The 25,565-nt window shown below is 65.4% G+C and carries 26 protein-coding genes; 6 read left to right on the top strand and 20 right to left on the bottom strand.

Translation table 11 applies throughout. The features are described 5' to 3' along the window. Positions 1-2: 2 nt before the first annotated feature. Entirely contained in the window at positions 3-680 is a 678-nt protein-coding gene (locus G0A00_RS10920; RefSeq protein WP_066101881.1) for a cell division ATP-binding protein FtsE, read from the bottom strand. Between the two features lie 158 nt (positions 681-838). On the opposite strand from G0A00_RS10920, the gene G0A00_RS26370 reads away from it, so the two are divergent. Next, complete coding sequence (locus G0A00_RS26370) at positions 839-1,942, top strand: zinc-ribbon domain-containing protein (RefSeq protein WP_203595338.1); 1,104 nt, start codon at positions 839-841, stop codon at positions 1,940-1,942. A gap of 104 nt (positions 1,943-2,046) precedes the next feature. On the opposite strand, the gene G0A00_RS10910 is transcribed toward G0A00_RS26370, so the two are convergent. The 3 genes from G0A00_RS10910 to G0A00_RS10900 all read right to left on the bottom strand — a co-directional run bounded on the left by G0A00_RS10910 (position 2,047) and on the right by G0A00_RS10900 (position 5,228). Beyond that, complete coding sequence (locus tag G0A00_RS10910; RefSeq protein WP_066101887.1) at positions 2,047-3,312, bottom strand: ABC transporter permease; 1,266 nt, start codon at positions 3,310-3,312, stop codon at positions 2,047-2,049. Further along, positions 3,309-4,121: an ABC transporter ATP-binding protein gene (locus G0A00_RS10905; protein WP_066101890.1), complete on the bottom strand. Its 813-nt coding sequence runs from the start codon at positions 4,119-4,121 to the stop codon at positions 3,309-3,311. The genes G0A00_RS10910 and G0A00_RS10905 overlap by 4 nt, the downstream gene beginning before the upstream one ends. A gap of 114 nt (positions 4,122-4,235) precedes the next feature. After that, the gene (locus tag G0A00_RS10900; protein ID WP_164180961.1) at positions 4,236-5,228 is read right to left on the bottom strand and encodes an ABC transporter substrate-binding protein; all 993 of its coding nucleotides are present in this window, start codon (positions 5,226-5,228) and stop codon (positions 4,236-4,238) included. A 372-nt stretch (positions 5,229-5,600) separates the two neighbouring features. Between G0A00_RS10900 and G0A00_RS10895 the strand changes: the two genes are divergently transcribed. Beyond that, positions 5,601-6,998 (top strand): aspartate aminotransferase family protein, encoded by a 1,398-nt coding sequence (locus tag G0A00_RS10895; protein ID WP_164180963.1) that lies wholly within the window; start codon positions 5,601-5,603, stop codon positions 6,996-6,998. A 1-nt stretch (position 6,999) separates the two neighbouring features. After that, positions 7,000-7,698: a GNAT family N-acetyltransferase gene (locus tag G0A00_RS10890; protein ID WP_164180965.1), complete on the top strand. Its 699-nt coding sequence runs from the start codon at positions 7,000-7,002 to the stop codon at positions 7,696-7,698. A gap of 66 nt (positions 7,699-7,764) precedes the next feature. On the opposite strand, the gene G0A00_RS10885 is transcribed toward G0A00_RS10890, so the two are convergent. Together G0A00_RS10885 and G0A00_RS10880 are read right to left on the bottom strand one after the other, a co-directional pair. Then, positions 7,765-8,052, bottom strand: coding sequence for an HU family DNA-binding protein (locus G0A00_RS10885; protein ID WP_066101901.1), 288 nt, complete (start codon positions 8,050-8,052; stop codon positions 7,765-7,767). 132 nt (positions 8,053-8,184) lie between these two features. Then, positions 8,185-9,669, bottom strand: a complete 1,485-nt coding sequence (locus G0A00_RS10880; protein WP_164180967.1) for an AMP nucleosidase — start codon at positions 9,667-9,669, stop codon at positions 8,185-8,187. A gap of 113 nt (positions 9,670-9,782) precedes the next feature. On the opposite strand from G0A00_RS10880, the gene G0A00_RS10875 reads away from it, so the two are divergent. Continuing rightward, positions 9,783-10,769 (top strand): DNA topoisomerase IB, encoded by a 987-nt coding sequence (locus tag G0A00_RS10875; RefSeq protein WP_164180969.1) that lies wholly within the window; start codon positions 9,783-9,785, stop codon positions 10,767-10,769. Positions 10,770-10,772: 3 nt separating this feature from the next. Here the strand turns inward: G0A00_RS10875 and G0A00_RS10870 are convergent, their stop codons facing one another. Continuing rightward, the gene (locus tag G0A00_RS10870) at positions 10,773-11,246 is read right to left on the bottom strand and encodes a lytic transglycosylase domain-containing protein (RefSeq protein ID WP_164181198.1); all 474 of its coding nucleotides are present in this window, start codon (positions 11,244-11,246) and stop codon (positions 10,773-10,775) included. 191 nt (positions 11,247-11,437) lie between these two features. Between G0A00_RS10870 and G0A00_RS10865 the strand changes: the two genes are divergently transcribed. Next, complete coding sequence (locus G0A00_RS10865) at positions 11,438-12,292, top strand: SDR family oxidoreductase (protein ID WP_164180971.1); 855 nt, start codon at positions 11,438-11,440, stop codon at positions 12,290-12,292. 84 nt (positions 12,293-12,376) lie between these two features. Here the strand turns inward: G0A00_RS10865 and queF are convergent, their stop codons facing one another. The 10 genes from queF to G0A00_RS10815 all read right to left on the bottom strand — a co-directional run bounded on the left by queF (position 12,377) and on the right by G0A00_RS10815 (position 20,169). Continuing rightward, positions 12,377-12,841, bottom strand: coding sequence for a preQ(1) synthase (queF, locus tag G0A00_RS10860; RefSeq protein ID WP_066101913.1), 465 nt, complete (start codon positions 12,839-12,841; stop codon positions 12,377-12,379). Positions 12,842-12,865: 24 nt separating this feature from the next. After that, the gene (gene queE / locus G0A00_RS10855) at positions 12,866-13,573 is read right to left on the bottom strand and encodes a 7-carboxy-7-deazaguanine synthase QueE (protein WP_164180972.1); all 708 of its coding nucleotides are present in this window, start codon (positions 13,571-13,573) and stop codon (positions 12,866-12,868) included. Position 13,574: 1 nt separating this feature from the next. Continuing rightward, on the bottom strand, positions 13,575-13,943 hold the full coding sequence (gene queD, locus G0A00_RS10850) for a 6-carboxytetrahydropterin synthase QueD (protein WP_164180974.1): 369 nt from the start codon (positions 13,941-13,943) through the stop codon (positions 13,575-13,577). Next, positions 13,943-14,644 carry a 7-cyano-7-deazaguanine synthase QueC gene (gene queC, locus G0A00_RS10845; protein WP_164180976.1) on the bottom strand — a complete coding sequence of 234 codons (702 nt, stop codon included), beginning with the start codon at positions 14,642-14,644 and terminating at the stop codon, positions 13,943-13,945. Before queC ends, queD begins: the two co-directional genes overlap by 1 nt. A gap of 227 nt (positions 14,645-14,871) precedes the next feature. Further along, positions 14,872-16,797, bottom strand: a complete 1,926-nt coding sequence (dxs, locus tag G0A00_RS10840) for a 1-deoxy-D-xylulose-5-phosphate synthase (protein ID WP_164180978.1) — start codon at positions 16,795-16,797, stop codon at positions 14,872-14,874. A 17-nt stretch (positions 16,798-16,814) separates the two neighbouring features. Then, positions 16,815-17,684: a polyprenyl synthetase family protein gene (locus tag G0A00_RS10835; RefSeq protein WP_164180980.1), complete on the bottom strand. Its 870-nt coding sequence runs from the start codon at positions 17,682-17,684 to the stop codon at positions 16,815-16,817. A gap of 6 nt (positions 17,685-17,690) precedes the next feature. Beyond that, positions 17,691-17,933: an exodeoxyribonuclease VII small subunit gene (locus G0A00_RS10830; RefSeq protein WP_066101933.1), complete on the bottom strand. Its 243-nt coding sequence runs from the start codon at positions 17,931-17,933 to the stop codon at positions 17,691-17,693. Next, entirely contained in the window at positions 17,930-18,856 is a 927-nt protein-coding gene (locus G0A00_RS10825; RefSeq protein ID WP_164180982.1) for a histone deacetylase family protein, read from the bottom strand. Before G0A00_RS10825 ends, G0A00_RS10830 begins: the two co-directional genes overlap by 4 nt. Positions 18,857-18,955: 99 nt before the next feature. After that, positions 18,956-19,660: a response regulator gene (locus G0A00_RS10820; RefSeq protein ID WP_066101937.1), complete on the bottom strand. Its 705-nt coding sequence runs from the start codon at positions 19,658-19,660 to the stop codon at positions 18,956-18,958. After that, the gene (locus tag G0A00_RS10815) at positions 19,657-20,169 is read right to left on the bottom strand and encodes a MarR family winged helix-turn-helix transcriptional regulator (protein ID WP_066101940.1); all 513 of its coding nucleotides are present in this window, start codon (positions 20,167-20,169) and stop codon (positions 19,657-19,659) included. The genes G0A00_RS10820 and G0A00_RS10815 overlap by 4 nt, the downstream gene beginning before the upstream one ends. A 156-nt stretch (positions 20,170-20,325) precedes the next feature. Between G0A00_RS10815 and G0A00_RS10810 the strand changes: the two genes are divergently transcribed. Then, complete coding sequence (locus G0A00_RS10810) at positions 20,326-21,195, top strand: branched-chain amino acid aminotransferase (RefSeq protein WP_164180985.1); 870 nt, start codon at positions 20,326-20,328, stop codon at positions 21,193-21,195. A 158-nt stretch (positions 21,196-21,353) separates the two neighbouring features. On the opposite strand, the gene G0A00_RS10805 is transcribed toward G0A00_RS10810, so the two are convergent. From G0A00_RS10805 to G0A00_RS10795, 3 genes are all read right to left on the bottom strand, one after another. Continuing rightward, the gene (locus G0A00_RS10805) at positions 21,354-22,604 is read right to left on the bottom strand and encodes a PAS domain-containing protein (RefSeq protein ID WP_066101947.1); all 1,251 of its coding nucleotides are present in this window, start codon (positions 22,602-22,604) and stop codon (positions 21,354-21,356) included. Between the two features lie 118 nt (positions 22,605-22,722). After that, positions 22,723-23,913: an ABC transporter permease gene (locus tag G0A00_RS10800; RefSeq protein ID WP_164180987.1), complete on the bottom strand. Its 1,191-nt coding sequence runs from the start codon at positions 23,911-23,913 to the stop codon at positions 22,723-22,725. A gap of 4 nt (positions 23,914-23,917) precedes the next feature. Continuing rightward, a complete protein-coding gene (locus tag G0A00_RS10795; protein WP_164180989.1) occupies positions 23,918-25,561 on the bottom strand; it encodes an ABC transporter permease in 1,644 nt (547 codons plus the stop codon). Between the last annotated feature and the right edge of the window lie 4 nt (positions 25,562-25,565).

Here is a 25,565-nt window from a genome sequence, read left to right as displayed (position 1 = left end):
CCTCACAGATCGGCCCCCGCAGCCTGCAGCCGCCGGTTCGAAATGCGCAGCACCCGCGCCTGCACCTGGCTTTTGGCCGAGCGGATCAGGCCAAGGTCGTGCGTGGCGATGAGAATGGTCTTGCCCATCCGGTTCAGCTCCACCAGCAGCCGCAGCAGGCGCTGCGACATCTCCCAGTCGACGTTGCCGGTGGGCTCATCGGCAAGTATCACCTCGGGCGACATGATCACCGCGCGCGCCAGCGCGGCACGCTGCCGCTCACCACCCGACAGCTCTGGCGGCAGCGCCTCGGCGCGGCTCTTCAGCCCGACCCATGTCATCAGTTCGACGAGGTTCTGCGTCAGATCCGGACCACCCTCGCCCGCCACAGTCAGCGGCAGCGCGACATTTTCCGCCACCGAAAGATGGTCGAGAAACTGGCAGTCCTGATGCACCACACCGATGCGGCGGCGGCTCATCGCGATGGCGTCGCGGTCCATACGCCGCACGTCCTCGCCAAACAGCCGCGCATGGCCGGAGGTGGGCACAAGCGCGCCATAGCAGAGCTTCAGCAGCGTGGTCTTGCCGGCGCCCGACGGCCCTGTCAGAAAGTGGAACGACCCGGGTGCCAGTTGCAGCGTGAGCCCGCTCAGCAGCTCGCCCCCGCCGTAGCTGTAGGCCACATTGTCCAGTTCGATCACGCCCGCGCGCCCCCGGTAAAAACGATGCCCTGTTGTGCCCGAGCCGCGACGCAGTTGCAATCCGCCGCTCCCCGGGAAATTTGGCTTTCGCGCTCGCCCACGGCAACCTATTGTCAGCAAAGGGATGTGGCCAGAACAGATGGAAAGCTCAAGATAATATGCGGCTGATTTGCCCCAATTGCGGCGCGCAATACGAGGTGCCGGTCGACGTGATCCCAACCGGCGGTCGCGACGTGCAATGCTCCGACTGCGGCCACACTTGGTTTCAGCTCCACCCCGACGATGCGCCCGGTGATCTGGGCGGTGATCCGGTGGCCGACGAGGCATCGGCGGACGAGACGCAGAGCGCCCCCGCGAGCTACGAGGATGCTCTGGACGACAGCCCCGAGCCCGCGCACTTCGGCGAAGCGCCCGACGAAGAGCCCGAGGACGCGGCAGAAGACGACACGCCAGAAGACGACCATTCCGAGATCGACCACGCCGGGATCAACGAATTTGCCGCCGAACTGCGCGCCGCGCTCGCCGCGCGAGATGGCTATGACGTCGAAGATCGCCATGCGCCGCAGCCCGAGGCACGCGCCGCAGACCCGGTGCTCGACCCGCCGCTGCCCCCCGAAGAAGTTCCCGTGCCGCGCCGACCGTCGCGCGCCGCCCGCGGCCTCGATCCGTCGGTGGCCGAGGTGCTGCGTCAGGAAGCCGCCCGCGAAGCGCGCCGCCGCACCGACGCCGATCCTCTGGAAAGCCAGCCGGAGCTTGGCCTCGGCGCGCCCGAAGAGGATGACGCCGCCCGCCGCGCCCGCGATGCCCGCGCGCATGTCTCGCGCATTCGCGGCGACGCGCCGCTGAGCAGCGCGCCGGATGTCGACGTTGAGGAGATCGCTGAGGAGTCCGCCGCCGAGCCGGCCTATGATCCCTTCGCCCCCGAGCCCGAACATCCCGCGCTCGCCAACTCTCGGCGTGAGCTGCTGCCGGATATCGAAGAGGTCAACCAGACCCTGCGCGTCTCCACCGAGCCGCGCCGGATGGAAACGGCACAGGGCCGCGCCCTCGACGCCGAAGAGGAAGAGCAGCAGGGCAGCAACTTTGCCCGCGGCTTCGGTCTGATGCTGATCCTCGCGGTGCTGGCGGTGCTGCTCTATGCGCTGGCGCCGGTGATCACCGGCGCCGTCCCGGCGCTCGCCCCGCTGATCGATCCGTACGTCGCGGCGGTGGACGGCCTGCGGCTCTGGCTCGACGGGCAGCTTGCCGCGCTGATCGGCTGAGGCGCCGTACGCCCCTTCGTCTAGACGGAAATATCCTCGGGGGAGTTCGAGGGGGCAGACAGCCCCCTCGTTAAACGCCCTCGTTCAGCGGCGCGGACCCCGCGTCAGCCGCGGCCCTTCCACGGCACCAGCTTGCGCTCGGCCAGCCGCATCAGCATGTCGATGCCAAAGCCGATCACCCCGATCAGGATGATCCCCATGATCACGATGTCGGTCAGCTGGAACTTCGAAGCGACCATGATCATCATCCCCGCCCCTTTTTCGGCAGCCACCAGTTCGGCGGCCACCACGGTGCCCCAGCAGACGCCCATGGCGACCCGCGCACCGGTGAAGATATCGGGCAGCGAGTTGGGGATGATCACATGGCGCAGGATCTGCACCTTGCTGGCGCCCAGCGAATAGGCCGCGTGGACCTTCGAGATCTTCACCCCCGACACCCCCGAGCGCGCCGCAATCGCCATGATCCAGAGCGCCGCGAGGAACAGCAGGATGATCTTGCCCGCCTCGCCGATACCGGCCCAGATGATCACCAGCGGGATCAGCGCCAGCGGCGGCACCGGGCGCATGAACTCGACGATCGGGTCGAACCAGCCGCGGAACCAGTCCGACAGCCCCATGGCATAGCCCAGCGGAATGCCGATCAGCGCACCAAAGAAGAAGCCCGCGATCACCCGGAACAGCGACCAGCCGAGGTGCTCCCAAAGCGTGCTGTCGCGGTAGCCGTCGCGGGCGATCTCCACGAGCCGCGAGAGCACCGCCTCGGGCGCGGGCAACCAGATCGGCTCCATCTGCCAGCCCTTGGCGGGCTCGAAGTTCAGCGTGCCCTTGGGCGACATGCCGACGCGGCCGAACTCGGTCATGACCTCTCCGCCCGGCGCGATGGGCGTGCCGTTGACCGCCACGATGGTGTGGCCCTCGTCGCGTCCATACTCGTCGTTGCGGTCCACCCGCACCAGCCCCGAGCGCCACGCGCCGACGCTGGCCGCGTCATCCTTGGCCCAGCCGGTGCCGGGGTCGACCTCGGGGTCTTCGCTTTCCTCGCCCACCGGGAAGACGCGCACGGTGACGGTGGCGTCATCGGGTGCCACTCCCTCGGCTTCGGCGGTGTAGGTGAACGTGGCATCGCCCACGAACGGCCCCGGCGCATGCAGGAACTTCGGCACCCAAGTCGAACCGGTGAACGCCCCCCAGAGCAGGAAGATGGTCAGGATGGAGATCACGCTGGCGATGCGGCTCGGGCGCACGGCGCTCTCGTCGCCGAAGGTCACGGTCTTGCGGGCGGTGAAATCGTTGAGCGCGCGGTGCACCAGCAGTTTCACCAGCAGCCAGCTGACCACGAAGATGGCGATATAGAGGGCAAAGACGATCATGACGCGGCCCCCGCTTCGCTGCGGCCCATGATCTCTTCTTCCATGTTCCAGATCATTCCCAGAATCTCTTCGCGCGTGGTGGCGAACTCGGGGTGTTTCTTGACCCCGCGCAGGTCCTGCCCGGCGCCAAGCTCGGCAAAGGGCAGACGGTATTCGCGGTGGATGCGGCCCGGACGCGGCGCCATGACCAGCAAGCGTTCGCCCAGCAGCAGCGCCTCTTCGACCGAGTGGGTGATCAGGATGATCGTCTTGCCGGTCTCTTTCCAGAGCTTCAGCACGAGGCTCTGCATCTTCTCGCGGGTGAGCGCATCGAGCGCCCCCAGCGGCTCGTCCATCAAGATCACGTCGGGATCATTGGCAAGGCAACGGGCCAGCGCCACACGCTGCTGCATGCCGCCCGAAAGCTCGTAGACCGCCTTTTCCTTGAAGTCGCGCAGGCCCACCACGTCGAGCAGGTGATCGACGTTGGCGCCGTAATCCCGCTCGCGCTGCCCAGCCATGCGCGGGCCAAAGCTGACGTTGTCGCGCACGTTCATCCATTCGAAAAGCGCGCCCTGTTGGAACACCATGCCGCGCTCGGCGGCTGGGCCACGCACGTCGTGACCATTGAGCACGATCTTCCCCTCGGTCGGCGCAAGAAAGCCCGCCACGATGTTGAGCAGCGTGGTCTTGCCGCAGCCCGAGGGCCCCAGCACCGACAGCAGCTCGCCCTGCGCGAGGTCCAGCGACACGTCCTTCAGCGCCTGCACCGAACTGCCGTTGGGCAGGTCGAAGCGCATCGACAGGTTCTGGATGGATAATCCGCTCATGGTCCGCCTTTCGCAGCCTGTGGCTGCGGTTTGGGGCAGATGCCCCGTCTTGTATTTCTGTAAAGAGCGTCCCGGCGGCAGCCCCCCACCGCCGGGACAAAAGGCCCGAAGGCCTTACATCGATCCCGCCGAGGACAGCGGGCCGGTGTTCACATGCTCGGCGTAGCTGTCGAGCGAGGCGTCGATCGAGCCGGCCTCGACGAAGACATCCGCCACACCCTTCATGAACTCTGCCGCGCCGCTGCCGAGCCACTTGTCGGAAAGCTGCTCTTCGGCTGTCGGGAAGACGAAGGTGGCCAGCGTCTCGGCAGTGGCGTCCTCGTCCATGCCCGCGTCCTTGGCGATCACCGGCAGCATTTCCGCGTGGTTGGCCTCATCGGCCCACATGGCGTTCGCCTCGGCGGTCACCTTCAGGAAAGAGGCCACGAGATCAGAGTTCTCGGCCACCCAAGACGCCGGGCCCGAGGTCACGTCGAACACGAGAATGCCGAGGTCTTCTTTCTCGGTGCCGGTCAGCAGCACGTTGCCATGCTCGAGCATCCGGCGCAGCGAGCCGCCCCAGCCGCAGGCCATATCGACCGAGCCCTGCGCGATGGCCGCCGCGCCATCCGGCGGCGCCATGTCGACGATCTCGAGGCTGTCGAGCGGCACGCCGAAGTGGTCCATCTGCTTGAGGAAGCCATAGTGCGCGGCGGTGCCCAGCGGCACGGCGACCTTTTTGCCTTCAAGCTCGTCGGCGCTGTCCTTGTCGATCTCCAGATCGGAACGCACCACGCAGTTGTCGTTGTCGGCGTAGCTCACCGCCACGTCGAGCGCCTGCAGGTCCTGCCCCGCCGAGACGGCGACCACGAAGGGCGGCACGCCTTGGCTGACCGACAGCTGCACGTCGCCCGAGGCCATGGCGGCGGACATCGCGGTGCCGGTGTCGAAACTCACCCAGTTGATGTCGACACCCATTTCCTCTTCGTAGGTGCCCATGGCCTTGGCGTATTCGAACGGCATCGGCCATTCGAGGAAATAGCCCACGGTGATGGTCTCTGCGCTGGCAGCGCCAGCCAGCAGCGCCGCGGCCCCGGCCGCCCCAAGCAGACTTTTCTTGATCGTCATCTGGTTTCTCCCGTTGTCCCGCCCCGTCTGTTTCCGCGAGGCATTTATTCGGCCCGCCCCAAGGGGCGACCGGCTCGGCCCGATCCGAACGGAAATCCTTCGCTCAATCAATGGGCAATGCCCGCATATGCAGCACTGACCCTTGGTTCGCTCAAGGCCGCTGCTCAAAACGCAGGCACCAGAGGCGGGAATTTCCCCAATAAATTCGGCCCTTCGCGCCAACTGGCCTTAATCCGTGCGAACTGGCCTTACACATGGGCGAAATCTGGCACTAAGACTTCGCTGGACTTCGGGCGCATGTGCTAGCATCCCGCATCGCGGTTCATCGCCTCTTCGCGCCGCTCCGGCGCCCGATTTGTCAGGAGACACCCCATGGATGGCACCCTCACCCAGAACGACCTGAGCCACGTGGTCGAGGCCGACAAGGCCCACGTCTGGCACCACCTGATGCAGCACAAGCAGTTCGAGACCAGCGACCCCAAGATCATCGTCGAGGGCAAGGGCATGCGCGTCTGGGACCAGACCGGGCGCGAACAGCTGGATGCGGTCTCGGGCGCTGTCTGGACGGTGAACGTGGGCTATGGCCGCAAGAGCATCGTCGATGCGATCTCCGAGCAGCTGATGAAGCTGAACTATTACGCCGGTGCCGCGGGCTCGATCCCCGGCGCGCTGTTTGCCGAGCGCCTGATCGAGAAGATGCCGGGCATGAGCCGCGTCTACTACACCAACTCGGGGTCCGAGGCGAACGAGAAGGCCTTCAAGATGGTCCGCCAGATCGCGCACAAGCGCTACGGCGGCAAGAAGCACAAAATCCTCTACCGCGAGCGCGACTACCACGGCACCACCATCGGCGCGCTCTCGGCAGGCGGCCAGTTCGAGCGCAACGCGCAATACGGCCCCTTTGCCCCCGGCTTCGTGTCGGTGCCGCATTGCCTTGAGTACCGCGCTGGCGATCAGGGCTGGGGCGATCTGTCGGGCGAGGCCTACGGCCAGCGCGCCGCCGACGCCATCGAAGAGGTGATCCTGCGCGAAGGCCCCGACACCGTGGGCGCGCTCTGCCTAGAGCCGGTGACCGCGGGCGGCGGCGTGATCGTTCCCCCGGCAGGCTACTGGCAGCGCGTGCAGGAGATCTGCCGCAAGTACGACGTGCTGCTGCACATCGACGAGGTGGTCTGCGGCGTCGGCCGCACCGGCACGTGGTTCGGCTACCAGCACTACGGCGTCGAGCCCGATTTCGTGACCATGGCCAAGGGCGTCGCCTCGGGCTATGCGGCCATTGCCTGCTGCGTCACCTCCGAGCGCGTCTTCGACCTCTTCAAAGATGATGCTTCGGACCCGATGAACTACTTCCGCGACATCTCGACCTTCGGCGGCTGCACCGCTGGCCCGGCTGCGGCGCTCGAGAACATGCGCATCATCGAAGACGAGAACCTGCTCGAGAACACCACCAACATGGGTGAGTATATGCTCGGCCAGCTCGAGGCGCTGAAGGACAAGCACGCCGTCGTTGGCGAGGCGCGCGGCAAGGGCCTCTTCCTTGGTGCAGAGCTGGTGACCGACCGCGCCACCCGCGAGCCGATGGACGAGAAGCGCACCGCCGCCGTCGTGGCAGAGGTGGGCAAGCGCGGCGTCATCATTGGCATGACCAACCGCTCGATCCCCGGCTACAACAACACACTGTGCTTCGCCCCGGCGCTGATCGCCACCAAGGACGACATCGACCAGATCGTCGAGGCTGTGGACGGCGCGCTCGGAACGGTCTTCGGCTGAAATGACTGACCATCGCATGAATGAACACGGGCAGCCCATCGGGTTGCCCGCCGAGGGTTCTTTTCCCCGCCCCTTCCCTCCGCACAAGCCGATGCAGGGCCGCACGGTCCGTCTCGAGCCCACCCGTCCCGAGCATGCCGCCGCGCTTTATGAGGCGCTCAGCAAGGACGAGAGCGGTCGCAGTTGGACCTACCTGCCCGGCAGCCCGCTAACCTCTCTGGAGGATGCACAAAAATGGGTCGAAGCCTGCGCCGCCAGTCGCGATCCGCAGTTCTACACGCTTTGCGATGCCGATGGCACGCCCGTGGGAATCGCTTCCTACCTGCGGATTGACCCGAACAATGGCGTTATCGAAGTGGGATTCATCCACTTCAGCCCCGCCCTGCAGCGCAGCGCAGCAGCCACCGAAGCCATGTATCTGATGATGCGTAACGCCTTCGACGAGCTGGGTTATCGCCGTTACGAATGGAAATGCGACGCGCTCAACGCCCCGTCGCGCAGGGCCGCAGAGCGGCTTGGGTTCACCTACGAGGGCACCTTCCGGCAATCGGTGGTGACCAAGGGGCGGAACCGCGACACCGCATGGTTCTCGATCCTCGACAGCGAATGGCCCAAGCAGAAGGCCCGGTTCGAGGCATGGCTCTCGCCCGCGAACTTCGGGGCGGACGGGCAGCAGATTACTCGCCTCAACGACTTCTAAATACCTGAAAACAGTAAAAAAGGGCCGCGAAATTCGCGGCCCTGATGCTCAGTCGAGCAGGAAAGATCAGCCGTTGACGCTGTCCTTCAGCGCCTTCGCGATGGTCATCTTGACCACTTTGTCGGCTTCTTTCTTGAACTGCTCGCCGGTGGCGGGGTTGCGCACCATGCGCTCGGGACGCTCACGGCAGTAGATTTTGCCCACGCCCGGAAGGGTCACAGCACCGCCGTCTGCAACTTCCTTGGTGATGATGCCGGTGATCGCTTCCAGAGCGGTCGACGCGGTCTTCTTGTCTGCGCCCATCTCTTCTGCCAGTGCGGCCACGAGTTGGGTTTTGGTCATCGGCTTCGCCATTTCATGGTCTCCTTGAACTGCCCGAGTACTTGGGCCCCATTGAGGTCACTTAACTCTATGTAGAGTCGAAACACAACGAATAGTGGCTTTTTGCAAGCGAAAACTACGCTATTTGCGCTGGAAAACGCCGGTTCAGAGGAAGGCTGTTTCGTCGAAGCTACGCAATTTGCGGCTATGGATCCTCTCAAGGGGCATTGAGCGGAGATGTTCCATGGCTCTTATCCCGATCATCAGGTGGCGCGCCACCTGAGTCTTATAGAAATCCGACGCCATTCCCGGCAGCTTCAACTCGCCATGCAGGGGCTTGTCGCTGACGCACAGCAAGGTGCCGTAGGGCACGCGGAACCGGAACCCATTGGCCGCGATGGTGGCGCTCTCCATGTCGAGCGCGACAGCCCGGCTCTGGCTGAGCCGCTGCACCGGGCCGCGCTGGTCGCGCAGTTCCCAGTTGCGGTTGTCCACCGAGGCGACGGTGCCGGTGCGCATCACCCGCTTGAGGTCATAGCCGGAAAGCTGCGTCTCTTCCTCGACCGCATCCTCCAGCGCGACCTGAATCTCGGCCAGCGCCGGGATCGGCACCCAGACCGGCAGATCGTCGTCGAGCACCTTGTCCTCGCGCAGGTAGGCGTGGGCCAGCACGAAATCCCCAAGGCTCTGCGAGTTGCGCAGCCCCGCGCAATGCCCGACCATCAGCCACGCATGCGGGCGCAGCACCGCGATATGGTCGGTCGCGGTCTTTGCGTTCGACGGCCCCACCCCGATGTTGACCAGCGTGATCCCCGAGCCGTCCTTGCGCTTGAGGTGGTAGGTCGGCATCTGCGGCATCTTCGCCGTCAGCGGGATCTCTGTCTCGGCATCGGTGATCTCGACATTTCCGGTCGACACGAAAGAGGTGTAACCACTCTCCGGATCCGCCAGTTGCGCCCGCGCGTAGGCTTCAAACTCGCTGACATAGAACTGGTAGTTGGTGAACAGCACGTGGTTCTGGAAATGCGCCGGATCGGTGGCGGTGTAGTGCGCCAGCCGCGCCAGCGAGTAATCCACCCGCTGCGCGGTGAACGGCGCCAGCGGCTCCGTCCCATCGGCGGCCGGGCGCGCCACCCCGTTAACGATGTCGTCATTGGTGGTCGTCAGATCCGGCACGTCGAAGACATCGCGCAGGATGAAGCTGCCCGCGCCCTCCTGCGGCACCGTCAGTTCGGGATAATTGGCGACCGCGAAATGCACCGGCATCGGCGTCTCCGAAAGGCCGATCTGTACCGGCACGCCGTGGTTCTCGAGCAGCAGGCCGATCTGCTGTTTCAGGTAATGCCGAAACAGGTCGGGCCGGGTGATCGACGTGGCATGGGTGCCGGGCTGCGAGACGTGACCAAAGCTGAGGCGGCTGTCGATCTTGGCAAAGCTCGTCGTGGTGATCCGCACCTCGGGATAGAACGCCCGATAGCGCACGCCGGGATGGCCCTCGGACATCGACGACAAGAACCGCTCCTTGAGGAACTCCGCGGCCTGCGCATAGAGCGCACAAAGCCGCTCGACCGCCGCCTCGGCATTGTCGAAAAGCTCGGGGCCCGGGGCCTCGGGGGAAACGATCTGCAATTTCGCCTGCATGTCCTGCATCTGCGGCTCCTTCCGCTATTTTGCCGGGCAGCGTGGCAGGAAGATGTGACGGGTTCAAGACCGGCTGAACCGCCCGCACCGGAACCGCGCCGCAGCGCCCGGCGTTCGCAGGCATGAGCCCAACGCCAGACCTCACCTATTACCCCGACAGCCGCCCCGGCATCCGCCGCAGGCGCTGTGGCCGCGGCTTTTCCTACACCGCTCCCGATGGCACCCGGATCGATGACAGCGCCGAGCGCGCGCGCATCGGCGCCCTCGCCGTGCCCCCGGCCTATGAAGACGTCTGGATTTGCCCGCAGGCCAACGGCCACCTTCAGGCCACGGGCCGCGACACACGCGCGCGCAAGCAATACCGCTACCACCCCGAGTGGACGGCATTTCGGGCCGAGCGGAAATACGGTCACCTCGCCACATTCGGGGCCGCGCTGCCTGGGGTGCGCCGGGCAATCCTCACGCAACTGCGCGAGCGCGACCCCGGAGACAAGGCCTTCGCCCTCGCCGCCACGCTGGCGCTGCTCGACCGCGCCGGGCTGCGCGTGGGCAATGCCGATTACGCCAAGGAGAATGGCAGCTATGGGGCCACCACCCTGCGCGGCACGCATTTGCGGCTCGACGGGGGCACCCTGCGGCTGAATTTTCCCGGTAAGAGCGGCAAGCGCGTGCGCAAGGTGCTGAAGGACCGGACGCTCGAGCGCGCGCTGACCCGCCTCGACGACCTTCCGGGGCGCGCGTTGATCGCATGGCTGGATGAGGAGGGCACGCCGCACACGCTGCGCTCCGAAGAGATCAACCTCTGGCTGGCCGAGCGCACCGGCGACGCGCAGATCACCGCCAAGACCTTCCGCACGTGGAATGGCAGCGTCGCGGCGCTGGAGGCCGCGCAGCGCGCCCAGAAGTCCAGCACGATCAGCATCAAGACCATGGCCGAAGCCGCCGCCGAGCGGCTTGCCAACACGCCCACGGTGGCGCGCAATTCCTACATCCATCCAGAGGTGATCGCGCTGGCCGAGAGCGGCCTGCCGCCGCGGCTCGAAAAAGCGCCAGAGCGCGCTGGGCTGCGCCGCGCCGAAGCGCAGCTTCTGGCGCTGCTCGGCGGCTGAGACTCAGCCGGGCCGCAGCCCGGTCTCGACCAGCATGCCGCGCCGCTTGGCCTCGTAATAATAGCCACGCGCGTACCAGCCGATCGCCCGGTCCTGACTGCCATCCGACAGCAGCCAAGCGCCGCGCAGGTATTTCACCCCGTAGCGAAGGTTGGTGTCGGCATCGTAAAGATCGCTGGGCGCACCGCGGAACCCCATGCTGCGCGCGGTCGCGGGCAAGATCTGCAGCAGGCCGTAATAGGGCCCGTTGCGCGCCTCGGGATTATGCGTGCTCTCGCGGATGGCAAGCCGATGCACCAGCTTGCGCGGCACCTCGTAGTAATCCGCCCAGCGGTTGATCGAGGCCCGCAGCTCTGGCGTCTCATTGGGATAGAGCGGCGGGTTGAAGCGCTGAACCGGCTGAGCCTCTTCCTGCTGCGCAGAGCAGGCGGCCAAGGGCGACAAAAGCAGCGCGAGCACCGTCGCGCGGCGGGTCATTTCGGTCTTTCGGGACATGCGGGAATACCGGCTGTTTCACGACGGTGACTAATTAACGCGATCTTAAAGCGCTGCCTATCGCCAAGAGCGCCTGCCGTCGCGGCGCGGCCGCTCTTCGGCGAAAGCTTGCCGGCCCGCGGGCCGCCTGACAGGCCTTGCCAAGCCGCGCGCCGCGCCCCAGTTTGCGCCGCATGACAGGAACACTCCTCACCCTCGGCCATGGCTATTGCGCATGCGCCCTTTCACGCCGCCTGCAGGCGCAGGGCTGGCGCATCCTTGGCACCCACCGCGACCCCTCGAAAGCGGATGACCTGCGGGCACAGGGCGTCGAGCCGGTGCTGTGGCAAGCTGCCGCGCTCGCGGCCGCGCTGGCCGAGGCCAGCCATGTGCTCGTCTCCGCAGGCCCGCGCGACGGCGGCGATCCGGCTCTGGCCGAAATAGGCCCCGCGATCAGCGCGCGGGCCGCCGATCTCACTTGGGTTGGCTACCTGTCGACCACCGGCGTCTATGGCGATCACGGCGGCGGCTGGGTCGATGAGGCAACGCCCCTGACCCCCAACACCGCCCGCGGCGAGGCCCGCAAGCAAGCCGAGGAGGCATGGCAAGCCATCGACGGGCTGCCGCTGCACATCTTCCGCCTCGCGGGCATCTACGGCCCCGGGCGCGGCCCTTTCGAAAAGGTGAGGCAAGGCACCGCGCGGCGCATCATCAAGCCAGGCCAAGTGTTCAGCCGCATCCATGTGGAGGACATTGCGCAGGTGCTCGAGGCGTCGATCCGCCAGCCCCGCCCCGGCGCGATCTACAATCTCTGCGACGATGATCCGGCACCGCCGGAAGATGTGCTGCTGCACGCCGCCGAACTTCTGGGCATGCCGCCGCCGCCCGCCGTGAACTTCGACGACGCTGACATGAGCCCCATGGCACGCAGCTTTTACGCGGAAAACAAGCGCGTCCGGAACGACCGCATCAAGCAGGAACTGGGCATCGAGCTTCTCTACCCGGACTATCGAAAAGGACTCGCCGCCCTGCTCGCAGAGGAAAGCTGAGGCCTTCGTCTAGACCCAAATATCCCGGGGGAGCCTGCCAAAGGCGGGCGGGGGCAGCGCCCCCAACCTCCGGCGCCCTCGCCCTTAGCCGCGTCCGCGATAGGGCGGCACGCCCTGATCGGGGATCCACACGCCCTCGGGCATCGGTCCGGTCTGGTAGAAGACGTCGATCGGGATACCGCCGCGCGGATACCAGTAGCCGCCGATGCGCAGCCATTGCGGATCGAGGAACTCCGCCAGCCGCCGCGCGATGGAGATGGTGCAATCCTCGTGGAAGGCGCCATGGTTGCGGAATGCGCCGAGGTAGAGTTTCAGCGCCTTGCTCTCGACCAGCCATTGCCCCGGCACATAGTCGATCACCAGATGCGCAAAATCAGGCTGGCCGGTCATCGGGCAAAGCGAAGTGAACTCGGGCGCGGTGAAGCGCACGTTGTAGGCCACATCGGCCTGCGGGTTGGGCACGCGCTCGAGCTCCGCCTCTTCGGGCGAGGCGGGCAGCACCGTGGCGCCGCCGAGTTGCTTGAGGTTGCTGTAGATGCTGTCGGTCATTTCGGGATCTCCGGAAATGGAAATTCAGACGCCGCGCTTGTTGCCCCAGAGGAGCACATGCAGCTGCGGCAGGATGCGGGGGGCGAACCAGCCGTCGGCGGTGGCATATTCGGTGAGCCACAGCAGGCGGTCGGAGAGGCTTTGCGGGTCGACCGGCACGTCGGGGTCGACCTCCGGGTTGCCGGGCTGCAGATAGAGCGGCAGGTCGGGGTGGCGGGCATGGGCGTCCTTCGCCCAGGCATAGTCAGCCTCGTCGAAGATAACGATCTTCATGACGGTTTGCCGGGCGCCCTGCCCCGCCTGCACGCAGTCCGCGAAGGCACTCCAGTCCACCGTCTCACCACTCGAAGGCGGCTTGGGGCTGAGCACCAGCGTGTCGAGCCGCCCGAACCAGCCCCGCGCCACCGAGCCCTGCGTTTCGCAGGCGAAGCGGTAGCCCTCGGCCCGGCCCTTCTCGATCACCGGACCGAAATCCTGAATCGCCGGGTTGCCGCCGCTCAGCGAGACAGTGATCGGACGCCCGCCCGAAAGCCGCGTGACCTCGGCCCAGACCTCGGCGTCGCTCATCGGCGTCCACGTGTGGCGAAAGGCGCTGTCCACCGCGTGCAGGCTGTCGCACCAGCTGCAGCGGTAATCGCAGCCACCGGCGCGGACAAAAACCGTGGGCTCGCCGATCAGCGCGCCCTCGCCCTGGATCGTCGGGCCGAAAATCTCGGCAATGCGCAGACCCATGTCAGGCCGCCAGCGGCGCGGGCCGGTATTCGGCCCATGTCTTCGGCGTTTCGCTGACCTTGACCGAGGCGGTCTCGGGCCAGCGCGCGGCGCACCACTCGTAGAAATGCCGGGCGAGGTTCTCGGCGGTGGAGGCCACGTTCAGCACATCGTTGAGATGCCGGTGATCGAAGCTTTCGTCGATATAGGCCTTGAGCGGCGCCAGCTCGTGATAGTCGCGCACAAAGCCGTCGGCGTTCAGCTCGCGCGCCGCCAGTTCGACCACAACGATGTAATTGTGCCCATGCATCCGGGCGCATTGATGATCTTCGGGCAGATGCACCAACTGGTGCGAGGCGGAGAAGTGAAACTCCTTGCTGATGCGGTACATCACGCCTCCTCCCGCGCTGCGATGGCCTGCTGCCAGAAGTCCGGATCGGCGTAGATTGTGGGATCGGTGACGCCCGCCAGATGGAAGGCCTCGCGCCGCTCAACGCAGGTGCCGCAGCGCCCACAATGGGTCTCGCCACCCTTGTAGCAGGACCACGTCTGCGCGAAGGGCGTGCCGTGCTTGGCGCCTTCGGTGACGATGTCGGCCTTGGTCCGCTCGACGAAGGGCGTGTAGAGCGACACATCCGCGTAGCCGTCGAGCGCCGCGCGCTGCATGGTCTCGAAGGCGCGGGTGAAGCCGGGGCGGCAGTCGGGATAGATGAAATGATCGCCGCCATGCACAGCCGTGGCGACCGCCTCGTCGCCATTGGCCGCCGCGACGCCGAAGGCGATGGCCAGCATGATGGCGTTGCGGTTCGGGACCACGGTGATGCGCATGGTCTCTTCGGCGTAATGCCCGTCGGGCACGTCGATGTCGGAGGTCAGCGCAGAGCCGGTGAGCGCGGCGCCGATGGTGCGCATGTCGATGCGGTGGAACGGCACCCCAAGGCGCTCGGCAGCGGCCTTGGCGAAGTCCAGTTCCTTGGCATGGCGCTGGCCATAGTCGAAGGACACAAGGCGGGTAAGGTCGTGCTGTGCTGCGACCATATGGGCGAGCGAGACGGAATCCAGCCCGCCGGAGCAGATAACGATAGTCTTCATTTTTGAACCCTTGTTTTGATGACCGGGTAGGCTGCGACCGGTGTGGGCGGGTCCATAAAGGCTCGGGTGCCATGGGGCAAGGGCTTTGGCGGCGCACACACGGGAGCGTGCGCGCCGCACATGCGAGGCGTGGCCGGGCCCTTGCAGAGTTTGGGGGGGCGCTGCCCCCGTCCGCTGACGCGGACTCCCCCGGCGTATTTTGAAAGAGAAGAAGGACCTTTGCGGCGTCAGGCGCGCTTGTTCAGCACATCGACGCCGAGGGTGGTGAGGACTTTTTCTTCGATCTGCTCGGCGTTGAGGCCCGCCGTGGCGTACATATCCGCCGGGCTCGAATGGTCGATGAACGTGTCGGGCAGCACCATGGAGCGGAATTTCAGACCGTGGTCAAAGACCCCCTCGTCCGACAGAAGCTGCGCCACATGGCTGCCGAAACCGCCCACGGCGCCCTCTTCGATGGTGATCAGCGCCTCGTGGTCCTGCGCCAGTTGCAGGATCAGCTCGCGGTCGAGCGGCTTGGCGAAACGGGCGTCGGCGACGGTGGGCGAAATGCCGCGCGCTTCGAGCTTTTCGCAGGCCTTCAGCACCTCGGCGAGGCGCGTGCCGAAGCTGAGGATGGCCACGGTCTTGCCCTCGCGGATCATCCGGCCCTTGCCGATGGCAAGGATCTCGGGCGTCTCGGGCATCTCGACGCCAACCCCTTCGCCGCGCGGGTAGCGGAAGGCGATGGGGCCCTCGTCATGCGCGGCAGCCGTGGCGGTCATATGCACCAGTTCCGCCTCATCGGCGGCGGCCATCACCACCATGCCCGGCAGATTGGCCATGAACGCGATGTCATAGGCCCCCGCATGGGTGGCGCCATCGGCCCCCACGAGGCCCGCACGGTCGATGGCAAAGCGCACCGGCAGGCGCTGGATCGCCACGTCGTGCACCACCTGATCGTAGCCACGCTGCAGGAAGGTGGAATACATGGCGCAGAAGGGCTTCATCCCGCCCGCGGCAAGGCCGGCGGCGAAGGTGACGCCATGCTGCTCGGCGATGCCCACGTCGAACACCCGCTCGGGGAAACGCTCGGCCATCAGGTCGAGGCCGGTGCCATCGGGCATGGCGGCGGTCACCGCGCAGACGCGGGGGTCCTGCGCCGCGAGCCTCGTCAGCTCCTTGGCGAAGACCTTGGTGTAGGCGGGCGCGTTGGACGGCGCCTTTTTCTGCTCGCCGGTGACCACGTCGAACTTGGCGCGGGCATGGCCGCGGTCGGCGGAATGCTCGGCGGGGCCATAGCCCTTGCCCTTCTTGGTGAGCACATGGATCAGGATCGGCCCGTCGGCACGCGCCTTGACCGCGCGCAGCACCGGCAGCAGCTGGTCCATGTCGTGGCCGTCGATCGGGCCGAGATAGGAAAAGCCCAGTTCTTCGAACAGCGTGCCGCCGACGGTCATGCTCTTGAGCATCTCCTTGGCGCGTTTCGCCCCTTCCCGAAACGGCGGCGGCAGCAGGCTCACCGCGCCCTTGGCGGCGGCCTTGAGATCGTGGAACGGCGCCTCGGCGTAGAGGCGGCTGAGATAGGAGGACATGGCGCCGGTGGGCGGCGCGATGGACATCTCGTTGTCGTTGAGGATGACGATCAGCCGCTTGCCCAGATGCCCGGCGTTGTTCATCGCCTCATAGGCCATGCCCGCCGACATCGAGCCATCGCCAATCACCGCGATGGCATCGCCGAGGCCGGTCTCGCAGGCACCGCCCAGTTCGCGCGCCATGGCAAAGCCAAGCGCGGCGCTGATCGAGGTCGAGCTGTGGCCCGCGCCGAAGGGATCATAGGGGCTCTCAGAGCGTTTGGCGAAGCCCGACAGACCCTCCTTCATGCGCAGCGTGCGGATGCGGTCGCGACGCCCGGTGAGGATCTTATGCGGGTAGCACTGGTGCGAGACGTCCCAGATCAGCTTGTCGCGCGGCGTGTCAAAGACCGCATGCAGCGCCACGGTCAGTTCCACCACACCCAGCCCCGCACCAAGGTGACCGCCCGTTTCGGACACAGCCGAAATGGTCTCGGCGCGCAATTCATGCGCCAGCCGGTGCAGCTCGTCGTCGGAAAGCCGCTTGAGATCGGCAGGAGTCGCCACGCGGTCGAGAACGGGCGTTTCGGGGCGGGAGGACATAGGGTGCACCTCTGGCGTCAATTGCTGCGGGAGATAACGAAGCGGGCTGCAGCCCGCAAGTTTTCCGCCCGGTCTGCATAGGGAGATAGTGCGTCACAGGCCTCGTCCACCAGATCCTGCGCGCGGCGCTTGGCGGCCTCCAGCCCAAGCAGCGACACGAAAGTGGCCTTGCCGCGACCCGCGTCCTTGCCGACGGCCTTGCCCATCATCGCGGCATCGCCCTCGACATCCAGAATGTCATCGGCGATTTGGAAAGCCAGCCCGAGCCGGTCGGCATAGGCCGAAAGCGGCGCCGGGTCGACCTCTGCCAGCCGCGCGCCTGCCTCGGCGGACCAGCGGATCAGCGCCCCGGTCTTGCCCGCCTGCAGCGCGGTGATCTGCGCCAGATCGAGCGGCACATCGGTGCGTTCGGCGGCCATGTCGAGCGCCTGCCCTTTCACCATGCCACGCGCACCCGCCGCGCGGGCCAGCGACAGCGCGAGATCGGCGCGCACCTCGCCCGAGGGATGGCAGCGCGGATCGCTGACCAGCTCGAAGCCGAGAGATTGCAGCGCATCGCCAGCCAGAACCGCGGTGGCCTCATCCCATTTGCGATGCACCGTGGGCAGGCCGCGGCGCAGATCATCGTCATCCATGCAGGGCAGATCGTCATGCACCAGCGAATAGGCATGCACCGCCTCGATGGCGCAGGCGGGCCAGATCGCATGGCCTTCGGGCACGCCATGCAGCCGCGCGCTCTCGAGCACCAGATAGCCGCGCAGCGCCTTGCCGCCGCGGGTGGCATAGCCCATGGCCTCGACCACCGGCAGCGCGTCATGCTCGTCGAGAACGGCCTCGAGATGCGCGGCGACCGACGCCGCGGCGCTGACTAGGGATTCGGCAAACATCGAGGCTCAGAGCCCTTCGACAGGCTTGGTGCCCGCAGGCTCGCCATTCGCGTCGAGGGTGATCGCGGCAACCTTTTCCTCGGCCGCCTTGAGCTTTTCCTCGCAATGTTTCCGCAGCTCGCTGCCGCGCTGGTAGAGCGTGATCGACTCCTCCAGCGGCACCTCGCCGCGCTCGAGCTGGGTCACCACCTGCTCGAGCTCGCCCATTGCCTGTTCAAAGCTCATCTCCGCGACGGGGGTCTCACTCATCTGCCTGCCTCGATCAATTCTTGTACATGCGCCCGGGCCGAGTCCGCGAGCGCGCGCAGATCATAGCCACCTTCGAGAACCGAGACCACCCGCCCCCGCGCGCTGCCCTGCGCGGCGCGGCACAGCTGCTGTGTGATCCAGCGAAAGTCTTGTTCGGTCCAGTTCAGCTCGGCCAGCGGATCATCGGCATGGGCATCGAACCCCGCGGAGATGATGATCAGCTCCGGCTCGAAGGCCGCGAGCCGAGGGAGGGCCTGTTCGGCGTAAGCGGCGCGCATCTCGGCCCCGCCGCTGCCCGGCGGCAGCGGGATGTTGAGCACATTGTCGTGACCGCCGCGCTCGGCGGCGGCCCCGGTGCCGGGCCAGAGCGGATATTGCTGCGAGCTGATCAGCAGCGCGCGCGGCTCATCCCAAAGCAACGCCTGCGTGCCATTGCCATGGTGCACGTCGAAATCCACCACCGCCACGCGATCGAGACCATGCCGGTCGAGCGCGTGTTTGGCGGCGATGGCGGCGTTGCCGAAGAGACAAAAGCCCATGGGCGTCTCGGCCTCGGCATGGTGCCCCGGCGGGCGGGTGGCACAGAAGGCATTGCGCGCCTCGCCCGCCATCACCGCATCCACCGCGCGCACGGCGGCGCCGACCGCGCGGCGCGCCGCCTCCATCGAACGTGGCGAGAGCCATGTATCCTCGTCGAGCCTGTGCAGGCCACTGCCCGGCACCTCCGCGACCAGACGGTCGAGGTAGCGCTGAGGATGGGCGCGCAGGATGTCGCGATCCTCGCAGCGCGGCGCGGCAAGGCGCAGCAGGTCGAGCCCTTGCAGCCCGTGCAGGACGTGATCGAGCCGGGCCACCTGTTCGGGGTGGCCCTCTGGCGTCAGGTGGTCAAGACAGTCGGCATGAGTGATCAGTGCGGTGCCCATCGCAGTCCTCCTCCGGTTGCAAATTCACCGCAGGAGACCGCGATTCCCCAGTTAGAACAAGGGGGCCTAGGGAAGAGGACTAGTACAAGGGAGGGGGCGTCAGTCCGGTGCCAGCATGTAGCCCGCGCCGCGCACCGTCTGCAGGTAGCGCGGCTGTTTCGGATCGCTTTCGATCTTGCGGCGCAGACGGGTGATTTGCACATCCACCGCGCGTTCCTGCGCCTGCCCTTTGTCGCGGCCCAGCTCCTCGACCAGTTTCGTGCGGCTCAGCGCCTCCCCCGGCTTGGCCGAGAAGATGCGCATGAGCTGGCTTTCCGTTGCGGTCAGCCGCACCAGATCGTCACCGCGCCACATCTCGCCCCGCTCGATATCGTAGCGGATGGGGCCGAGCGTCAGCAGCTTGGGCTGAGCCGCATCGGTCACGATGGTTTCCGGCATCCGCCGCAGGATGGCGTTGATCCGCAGCAAAAGCTCCTTCGGCTCGAAGGGCTTGGCAAGGTAATCGTCCGCCCCGGCCTCGAGCCCGGCAATGCGGTCCTCGGTCTCGCCGCGCGCCGTCAGCAGCAGCACCGGCGTCTGCCGCTCGGCGCGGATCGCACGGGTGAAACTGATGCCATCCTCGCCCGGCATCATCACATCCAGCACGATGAGATCGAAATCGAGCCCGGCCATGATGCGCCGCGCATGCGCCGCGTCGCGTGCGGCACTCACGAGAAAGCCATTGCGGATCAGGAACTTCTGCAAAAGGCTGCGGATCCGCTCATCGTCATCGACGATCAGCAGATGTGCGTCGGGATCACTCATCCGCGGTTCTCCCGCAGCTTCTGGTACTGGCGCTGCATCTCGGGGTCCATCATCGCCTCGAGCACCTGCTTGAAGCCCGCCACCGCCTCGGGGCCGACCTGCCGGTAAGCGGCGCGCATCCGCGCGCGCTGCGCGTCGGAAAGCTGCTTTTCCAGCGCGTCGCCGGCTTCGGTCAGATAGAGGTGCCGCTCGCGTTTGTCGGCGCGGCCAACGCGGCTTTCCACCAAACCGTCCTCGACCAAGGTCCGCAGCACCCGGTTCAGCGACTGTTTGGTTACCCCCAGAATGGCCAGAAGATTGTTGACCGTGGTGCCCGGCGCGCAATGAATGAAATGGATGGCGCGATGATGCGCGCGGCCGTAGCTCAGCGTTTGCAGAATGCGGTCCGGATCGGCGGTGAACCCGCGATAGGCGAAGAACATCGCCTCGATCCCCTGCCTGAGCTGCTCATCCGTCAGATAGAGCAGGGATTCTCCGCCCTGAACCTGACTTGCCGTCGCGTCTGCCATCGCTCCCCCAAAAGTTCGTTTTCTGCACTTTAAGTCAGCGTTGTTGACATTCCAATAGCGAACTGTTAGCGAGTCGCAGTTTTTGCGCAACTTTATGCCCGGATCGGACGTAATAAACGCAATTTATGCAAAGCGCCCAATTGAAGGAGATGACCCATGGACGGAGCTTTCGACGATCGCGACGGCAAGATCTGGATGGATGGCCAGATGCTGGACTGGCGGGATGCTCAGGTACATGTCCTGACCCACGCGCTGCATTATGCAAGCTCGGTGTTCGAAGGGGAGCGCGCCTACAATGGCAAGATCTTCCTCGGCCACGAGCACTCGAAGCGCCTGCATTTCTCCGCCGGTGAGCTGGATATGGAAATCCCCTACACCGCCGAAGAGATCGATGCCGCCAAGGATGCCGTGCTGAAGGCCAATGGTTTCACCGACGCCTATGTGCGCGCCGTCGCGTGGCGCGGTGCGGGCCAAGACATGGGTGTCGCCTCGGCACGCAACCCGGTGCGGCTGGCCATCGCGGCCTGGGCCTGGGGCAACTACTATGGCGACGCGAAGATGAAGGGCGCCAAGCTCGACATCGCGAAATGGAAGCGTCCGAGCCCCGAGACCATCCCGGTCCACGCCAAAGCCGCGGGCCTCTACATGATCTGCACCACCTCCAAGCATGCGGCTGAGGCCAAGGGCTGCTCGGACGCGCTGTTCATGGACTACCGCGGGTATGTGGCCGAAGCGACCGGTGCCAATATTTTCTTCGTCAAGGACGGCGAAGTGCACACGCCGCTGCCCGACTGCTTCCTCAACGGCCTGACCCGCCAGACGGTGATCAAACTGCTGAAGGAAAAGGGCATCACCGTGCACGAACGCCACATCATGCCCGAAGAAATGGAAGGCTTCGAGCAGTGCTGGCTGACCGGCACCGCCGCAGAGGTCACCCCGGTTGGGCAGATCGGCGACTACACCTTTGAGGTTGGCGCGCTGACCCGCGACATCGCCGAGACCTACGAAAAGCTGGTCCGCTCCTGAGCGATCCAGCTGGGGCCCTGCGCCCCACCCCGGGTTTCGCATCCCGACCACGGCCCGCGCATCGCGCGGGCCGTTTGTGTCTCAACCCTTCCTGTATGAACTGTTCCTGTATCAACCCTTAGTGTCTCAACCCTTAGTGTCTCAACTCATCTAGCCTCTCAACTCATCGCGCGCAGCATGGCGGTGTTGGACTGGATCACGGTGTTCAGCTCGACAATCCGTGCCAGCCGCGCCTCGATCTCGTCCTGCCCGGCATCTAGCTGATCGACGATCCCCGCCAGCGAGTCGCCCGTGCCGGAGAGTGCCGCGCTTTCGATCTTGCACATCATGCGGGTGGAACTGAGGCCCGTGACGTAGCGCTTCATGTCGAGTACCGAACGGCCTAGGCGCGTCGCTTCGATCTCGACGACTTTCAGCGCGTCGATGGCCGCCTTCTGGAAGGCGATCTCTTCGGCGATGAGCGTCTCTTTATCGCGAAGCACATCCTCCTTGGCGGCGGCATGGCGCACATCCTCTTGGAAGATCGCCGACATTTCCGCCTGCAAGCTGCCTGCGTAGACGAGGAACTGCCCCTGCTGGATTGTGGTCAGCATCCGCATGTAGGTGCTGTCCTCCCCTTCGACGAAGGCGCGCACCCAAGCCGCCATCTCATCGAGCATCGAGCCGTAGTTCACCGAGATCGCGCTGATCGGCCCACCGGCGTTCTCGAGCCGCGAGGCGAGGATACGCATGTTCATGGGCACCGTGCGGATCGCCTTGATGATCTCGGTCATCCGGTCGGTTTCCTCGCGGATTTGCAGGATCGTTTTGGCCATCGTCATGAAGCGCTGCTGGCGCTGGCCCAGCTTCACGCCCATGCGCCGCGAACGCTCTTCAAGCTCCTGCGCCAGCGCGGCGGTCATGAAACCTTCGTAGGAGGTATAGCCTTCCTCGGCCAGCAGGGTGATCAGCTGCTCCATGCTGCGCACGGGGCTAACGCCCTGTTCGGTCTCGCCCTCGCGCAGCTTTGCGTAAATCTCTTTCACCTTCTCGAGCAGACCGCAGCAGGGCTTCACCCGCACCGAGATATAGCCGCCCTCGATCGGCCAGGCGACGGCGAGCACCCAGTAATAGCGCCCGTCCTTGGCCTTGTTCTTGACGTAGGCGGCGACGTAATCCCCGGCCTTCAGCTTATCCCAATAGAGCTGGAACACGCCTTTGGGCATGTCGGGATGGCGCACCACCTTATGCGGGGCGCCCTTCAACTCCTCCCACATGTAGCCCGAGATTTTGCGGAAGACGCTGTTGCCGTGGATGATCACCCCGCGCCCGTCGGTGCGAGAAAAGAACAGGTCCTTCAGCTCGAACGGCACCTCGCCGACATTGCTGTTGCGCGTCTGCGCGATGAGCTGGGAATCGTGCTGGGACATGGGAACCACGCGAGTTGGACAGCGACCGTTCTGCGCAGCATGACCGATGCGGGGTTTCCGAATGATGAAGAGCCGCGGAATTCCGCGGCTCTTCGAAGGTCTGTCTCTGCGTGATGCCTCAGCCCGGCGACATGCCGCGCAGGCGCTCGGACCGGCGGCGCAGCATCTCGACCGTCGCCAGAAGCAGGATCGAGATCGACACCAAGACCGTCGCAGCCGCGAGGATGGTCGGCGACAGCTGCTCACGCAGGCCGGTGAACATCTGCCATGGCAGGGTCTGCAATTCGGCCGAGCCGATGAACAGCACCACCACAACCTCGTCAAAAGAGGTGATGAAGGCAAAGAGCCCGCCCGAGATCACGCCGGGCAGGATCAGCGGCATCTGCACCTTGAAGAAGGTGGTCACCGGGTTCGCCCCCATATTCGCCGCCGCCCGCACGAGGCTGCGGTCAAAGCCCACAAGCGTCGCGGTGACGGTGATGATCACAAAGGGAATGCCCAGCACCGCATGCGCCAGCACCACACCGGTCAGCGTGCCGACGATGTTGATCTTCGAGTAGAAGAAATACATGCCGGTGGCCGAAATGATCAGCGGCACGATCATCGGCGAGATCAGGATCGCCATGATCGCGCGCTTGCCGGGCACATGGCTCTGCGACAGGCCGATGGCCGCCAGCGTGCCGAGGCTGACCGAGATGATCGTCGCCAGCGGCGCGATGATCAGCGAGTTCTTCACCGCACTGGTCCACTCGGGGTTGGTGAAGAAGTCGCGATAGTGCTTCAGCGAGTAGCCCGCCGGATCAAAGCGCAGCATCTCGGGCGTGAAGGTGAAGAAGTCCTGCGAGTTGAACGACAGCGGCATGATCACGAGGATCGGCGTGATCAGGAACACGAAGATCGCACCGCAGATCACCCGGAAGCTGTAGTGCCAAAGCACTTGGTTCGCGGTCAGATAGGGCACCAGCGGCACGCGGTAGCGGCCATAGCCGATCCAGTAGATGAACCATCCGAAGAACCAGCCAAAGAGCGCGCCGACCAGCGCGCCCGAGACGCCCCCCGTGACGAAGCCGAGCACGGCCAGCACGATGATCAGCCCCCAGCGCACCAGCTTCTCTTGCTCTTTGGGCAGCACCTGCAGCGCCAGATAGGCGACGCCGGCCATCACCAGCGCGACGATGATGATGCCCAGCAGCACCGAGCCGTTGGCCGCGCCGATGAAGACCCCGGCCAAGGCCCCGGCGGCGGCAACCACCGGGACGGTGAAGTTGAGGGGTTTCTTGACGGCAGGTGTGAGAATGACAGCACTCATGTCGTTACCCCAGCTTCACGTTGTCGATGCCGACGATACGGTCGTAGGCCCAGTAGAGGATCAGAACCACCGCCAGCAGGATCGAGCCGAGCGCGGCCGCGAGGCCCCAGTTCAGCGAGGTCGAGATGTGATAGGCGATCCGGTTCGAGATGAAGGTACCGGTGGTACCACCGACGATCTCGGGCGTGATGTAGTAGCCGATCGACAGGATGAACACGAGGATCGAACCCGCGCCGATGCCCGGCACCGACTGCGGGAAGTAGACCCGCCAGAACGTCGTCCAGTCGGTCGCACCCAGCGACTTCGAGGCGCGCACATAGGTATGCGGGATCGTCGACATCACCGAGTACATCGGCAGGATCATGAACGGCAGCAGGATGTGCGTCATCGCCACGATCGTGCCGAACTGGTTGTTGATCATCGTCAGGCGCCCGTCATCCGAGACCAGCCCGATCCACACCAGCACGTCGTTGATGACACCCTGCTGCTGCAGCATGATCTTCCACGCCGAGGTCCGTACCAGCAGCGAGGTCCAGAACGGCAGCAGCACGAGGATCATCAGCAGGTTCGCCTTGCGCGCCGGCAGGTTCGACAGGATGTACGCCACCGGGTAGCCCAGCAGGATACAGCTGCAGGTGATGACCATGCTCATGAACAGCGTGCGCTTGAACAGCATCAGGTAGATGCGTTCGTTATCGGGGCGGGCTTCGGCGCCCTCCGGCGTCAGCTTCATATCCACCGAATTGAGGAAGTACCCTGAGGTGTATTTCGGCGCGTAGAGCTTCAGCGTGCGCCAGATCTCCGGCTCCAGCCAATCCTTGTCGATCTCGCCGAAGCCGTCCTTGAAGCTGACGGTCTCGAAATCAGGGCTGGCGACCAGCTGGTCGGCGGCCTTCAGCATATCCGCATGGGGGCCGCTGTAGCTCGAATAATCATTGGCCGCGAGGTCTTGGTAGAGCGCGGTATGCACCGCCGACCAAGGCTCTTCCTTGAGCAGCGACTTGCGCTCTTCGCGGTGGGTGTAATTGGCGAAAATCTCATATTGCTCGGCGGTGCGCGGCAGCAGATCTTCCACGCCGTCGCGCAGGGCGAACTTCGGCAGGCGGTCGCCCTTTTCCCAAGCGGCCTCCTTTTCCAGCCAGTCGTCCGAGCCCATCATTTCGGCCCAAGGCTGCGCCTCGTCCCAGTTCTTGTCGAGGTCTTTGAACTGGTCCTGATAGACCTCGCCGATATCGTCGAGCCCGCGGCCCGATTTGCGGAACAACGAGGACGCGCCGGTCTGCTCGTAGTTCAACCGGCTGCCGAGACGGGTGTGCAGCTTGCGTTCCGCCGCGACAAAAAGATCGTAATAGGCGTCTTCGAAGACCTGATCGGACGGCAGCCCGGTGCCATCCCAGTCGGCCAGCGCCTGCGTCGTCTTGGGCATGGTGTCCGAGACGATCTGGTTCTCGACCGAGCGGAACAGCATGTCCCCGATCGGCGCGATGAAGGTGACCAGAACGAAGATCAGCAGCGGCGCGATCAGCGCCAGCGCCCGCATCTTCTGCACGCGCAAGGCCCGCGACAGGCTCTTTTTCAGCGGCGTGCCATCGGCGGCCAGCATGGGCCCGTTGGCTTCTTTCTCCGGGACGTCGGTCGAAGCTGTCATCCTA

Origin of the sequence: Salipiger sp. PrR002 (genome assembly GCF_010500775.1) — a bacterium.
GTDB lineage: Bacteria > Pseudomonadota > Alphaproteobacteria > Rhodobacterales > Rhodobacteraceae > Salipiger.
The sequence above is the reverse complement of the archived record's forward strand: the minus strand, read 5'-3'. Positions and strand labels throughout refer to the sequence as shown.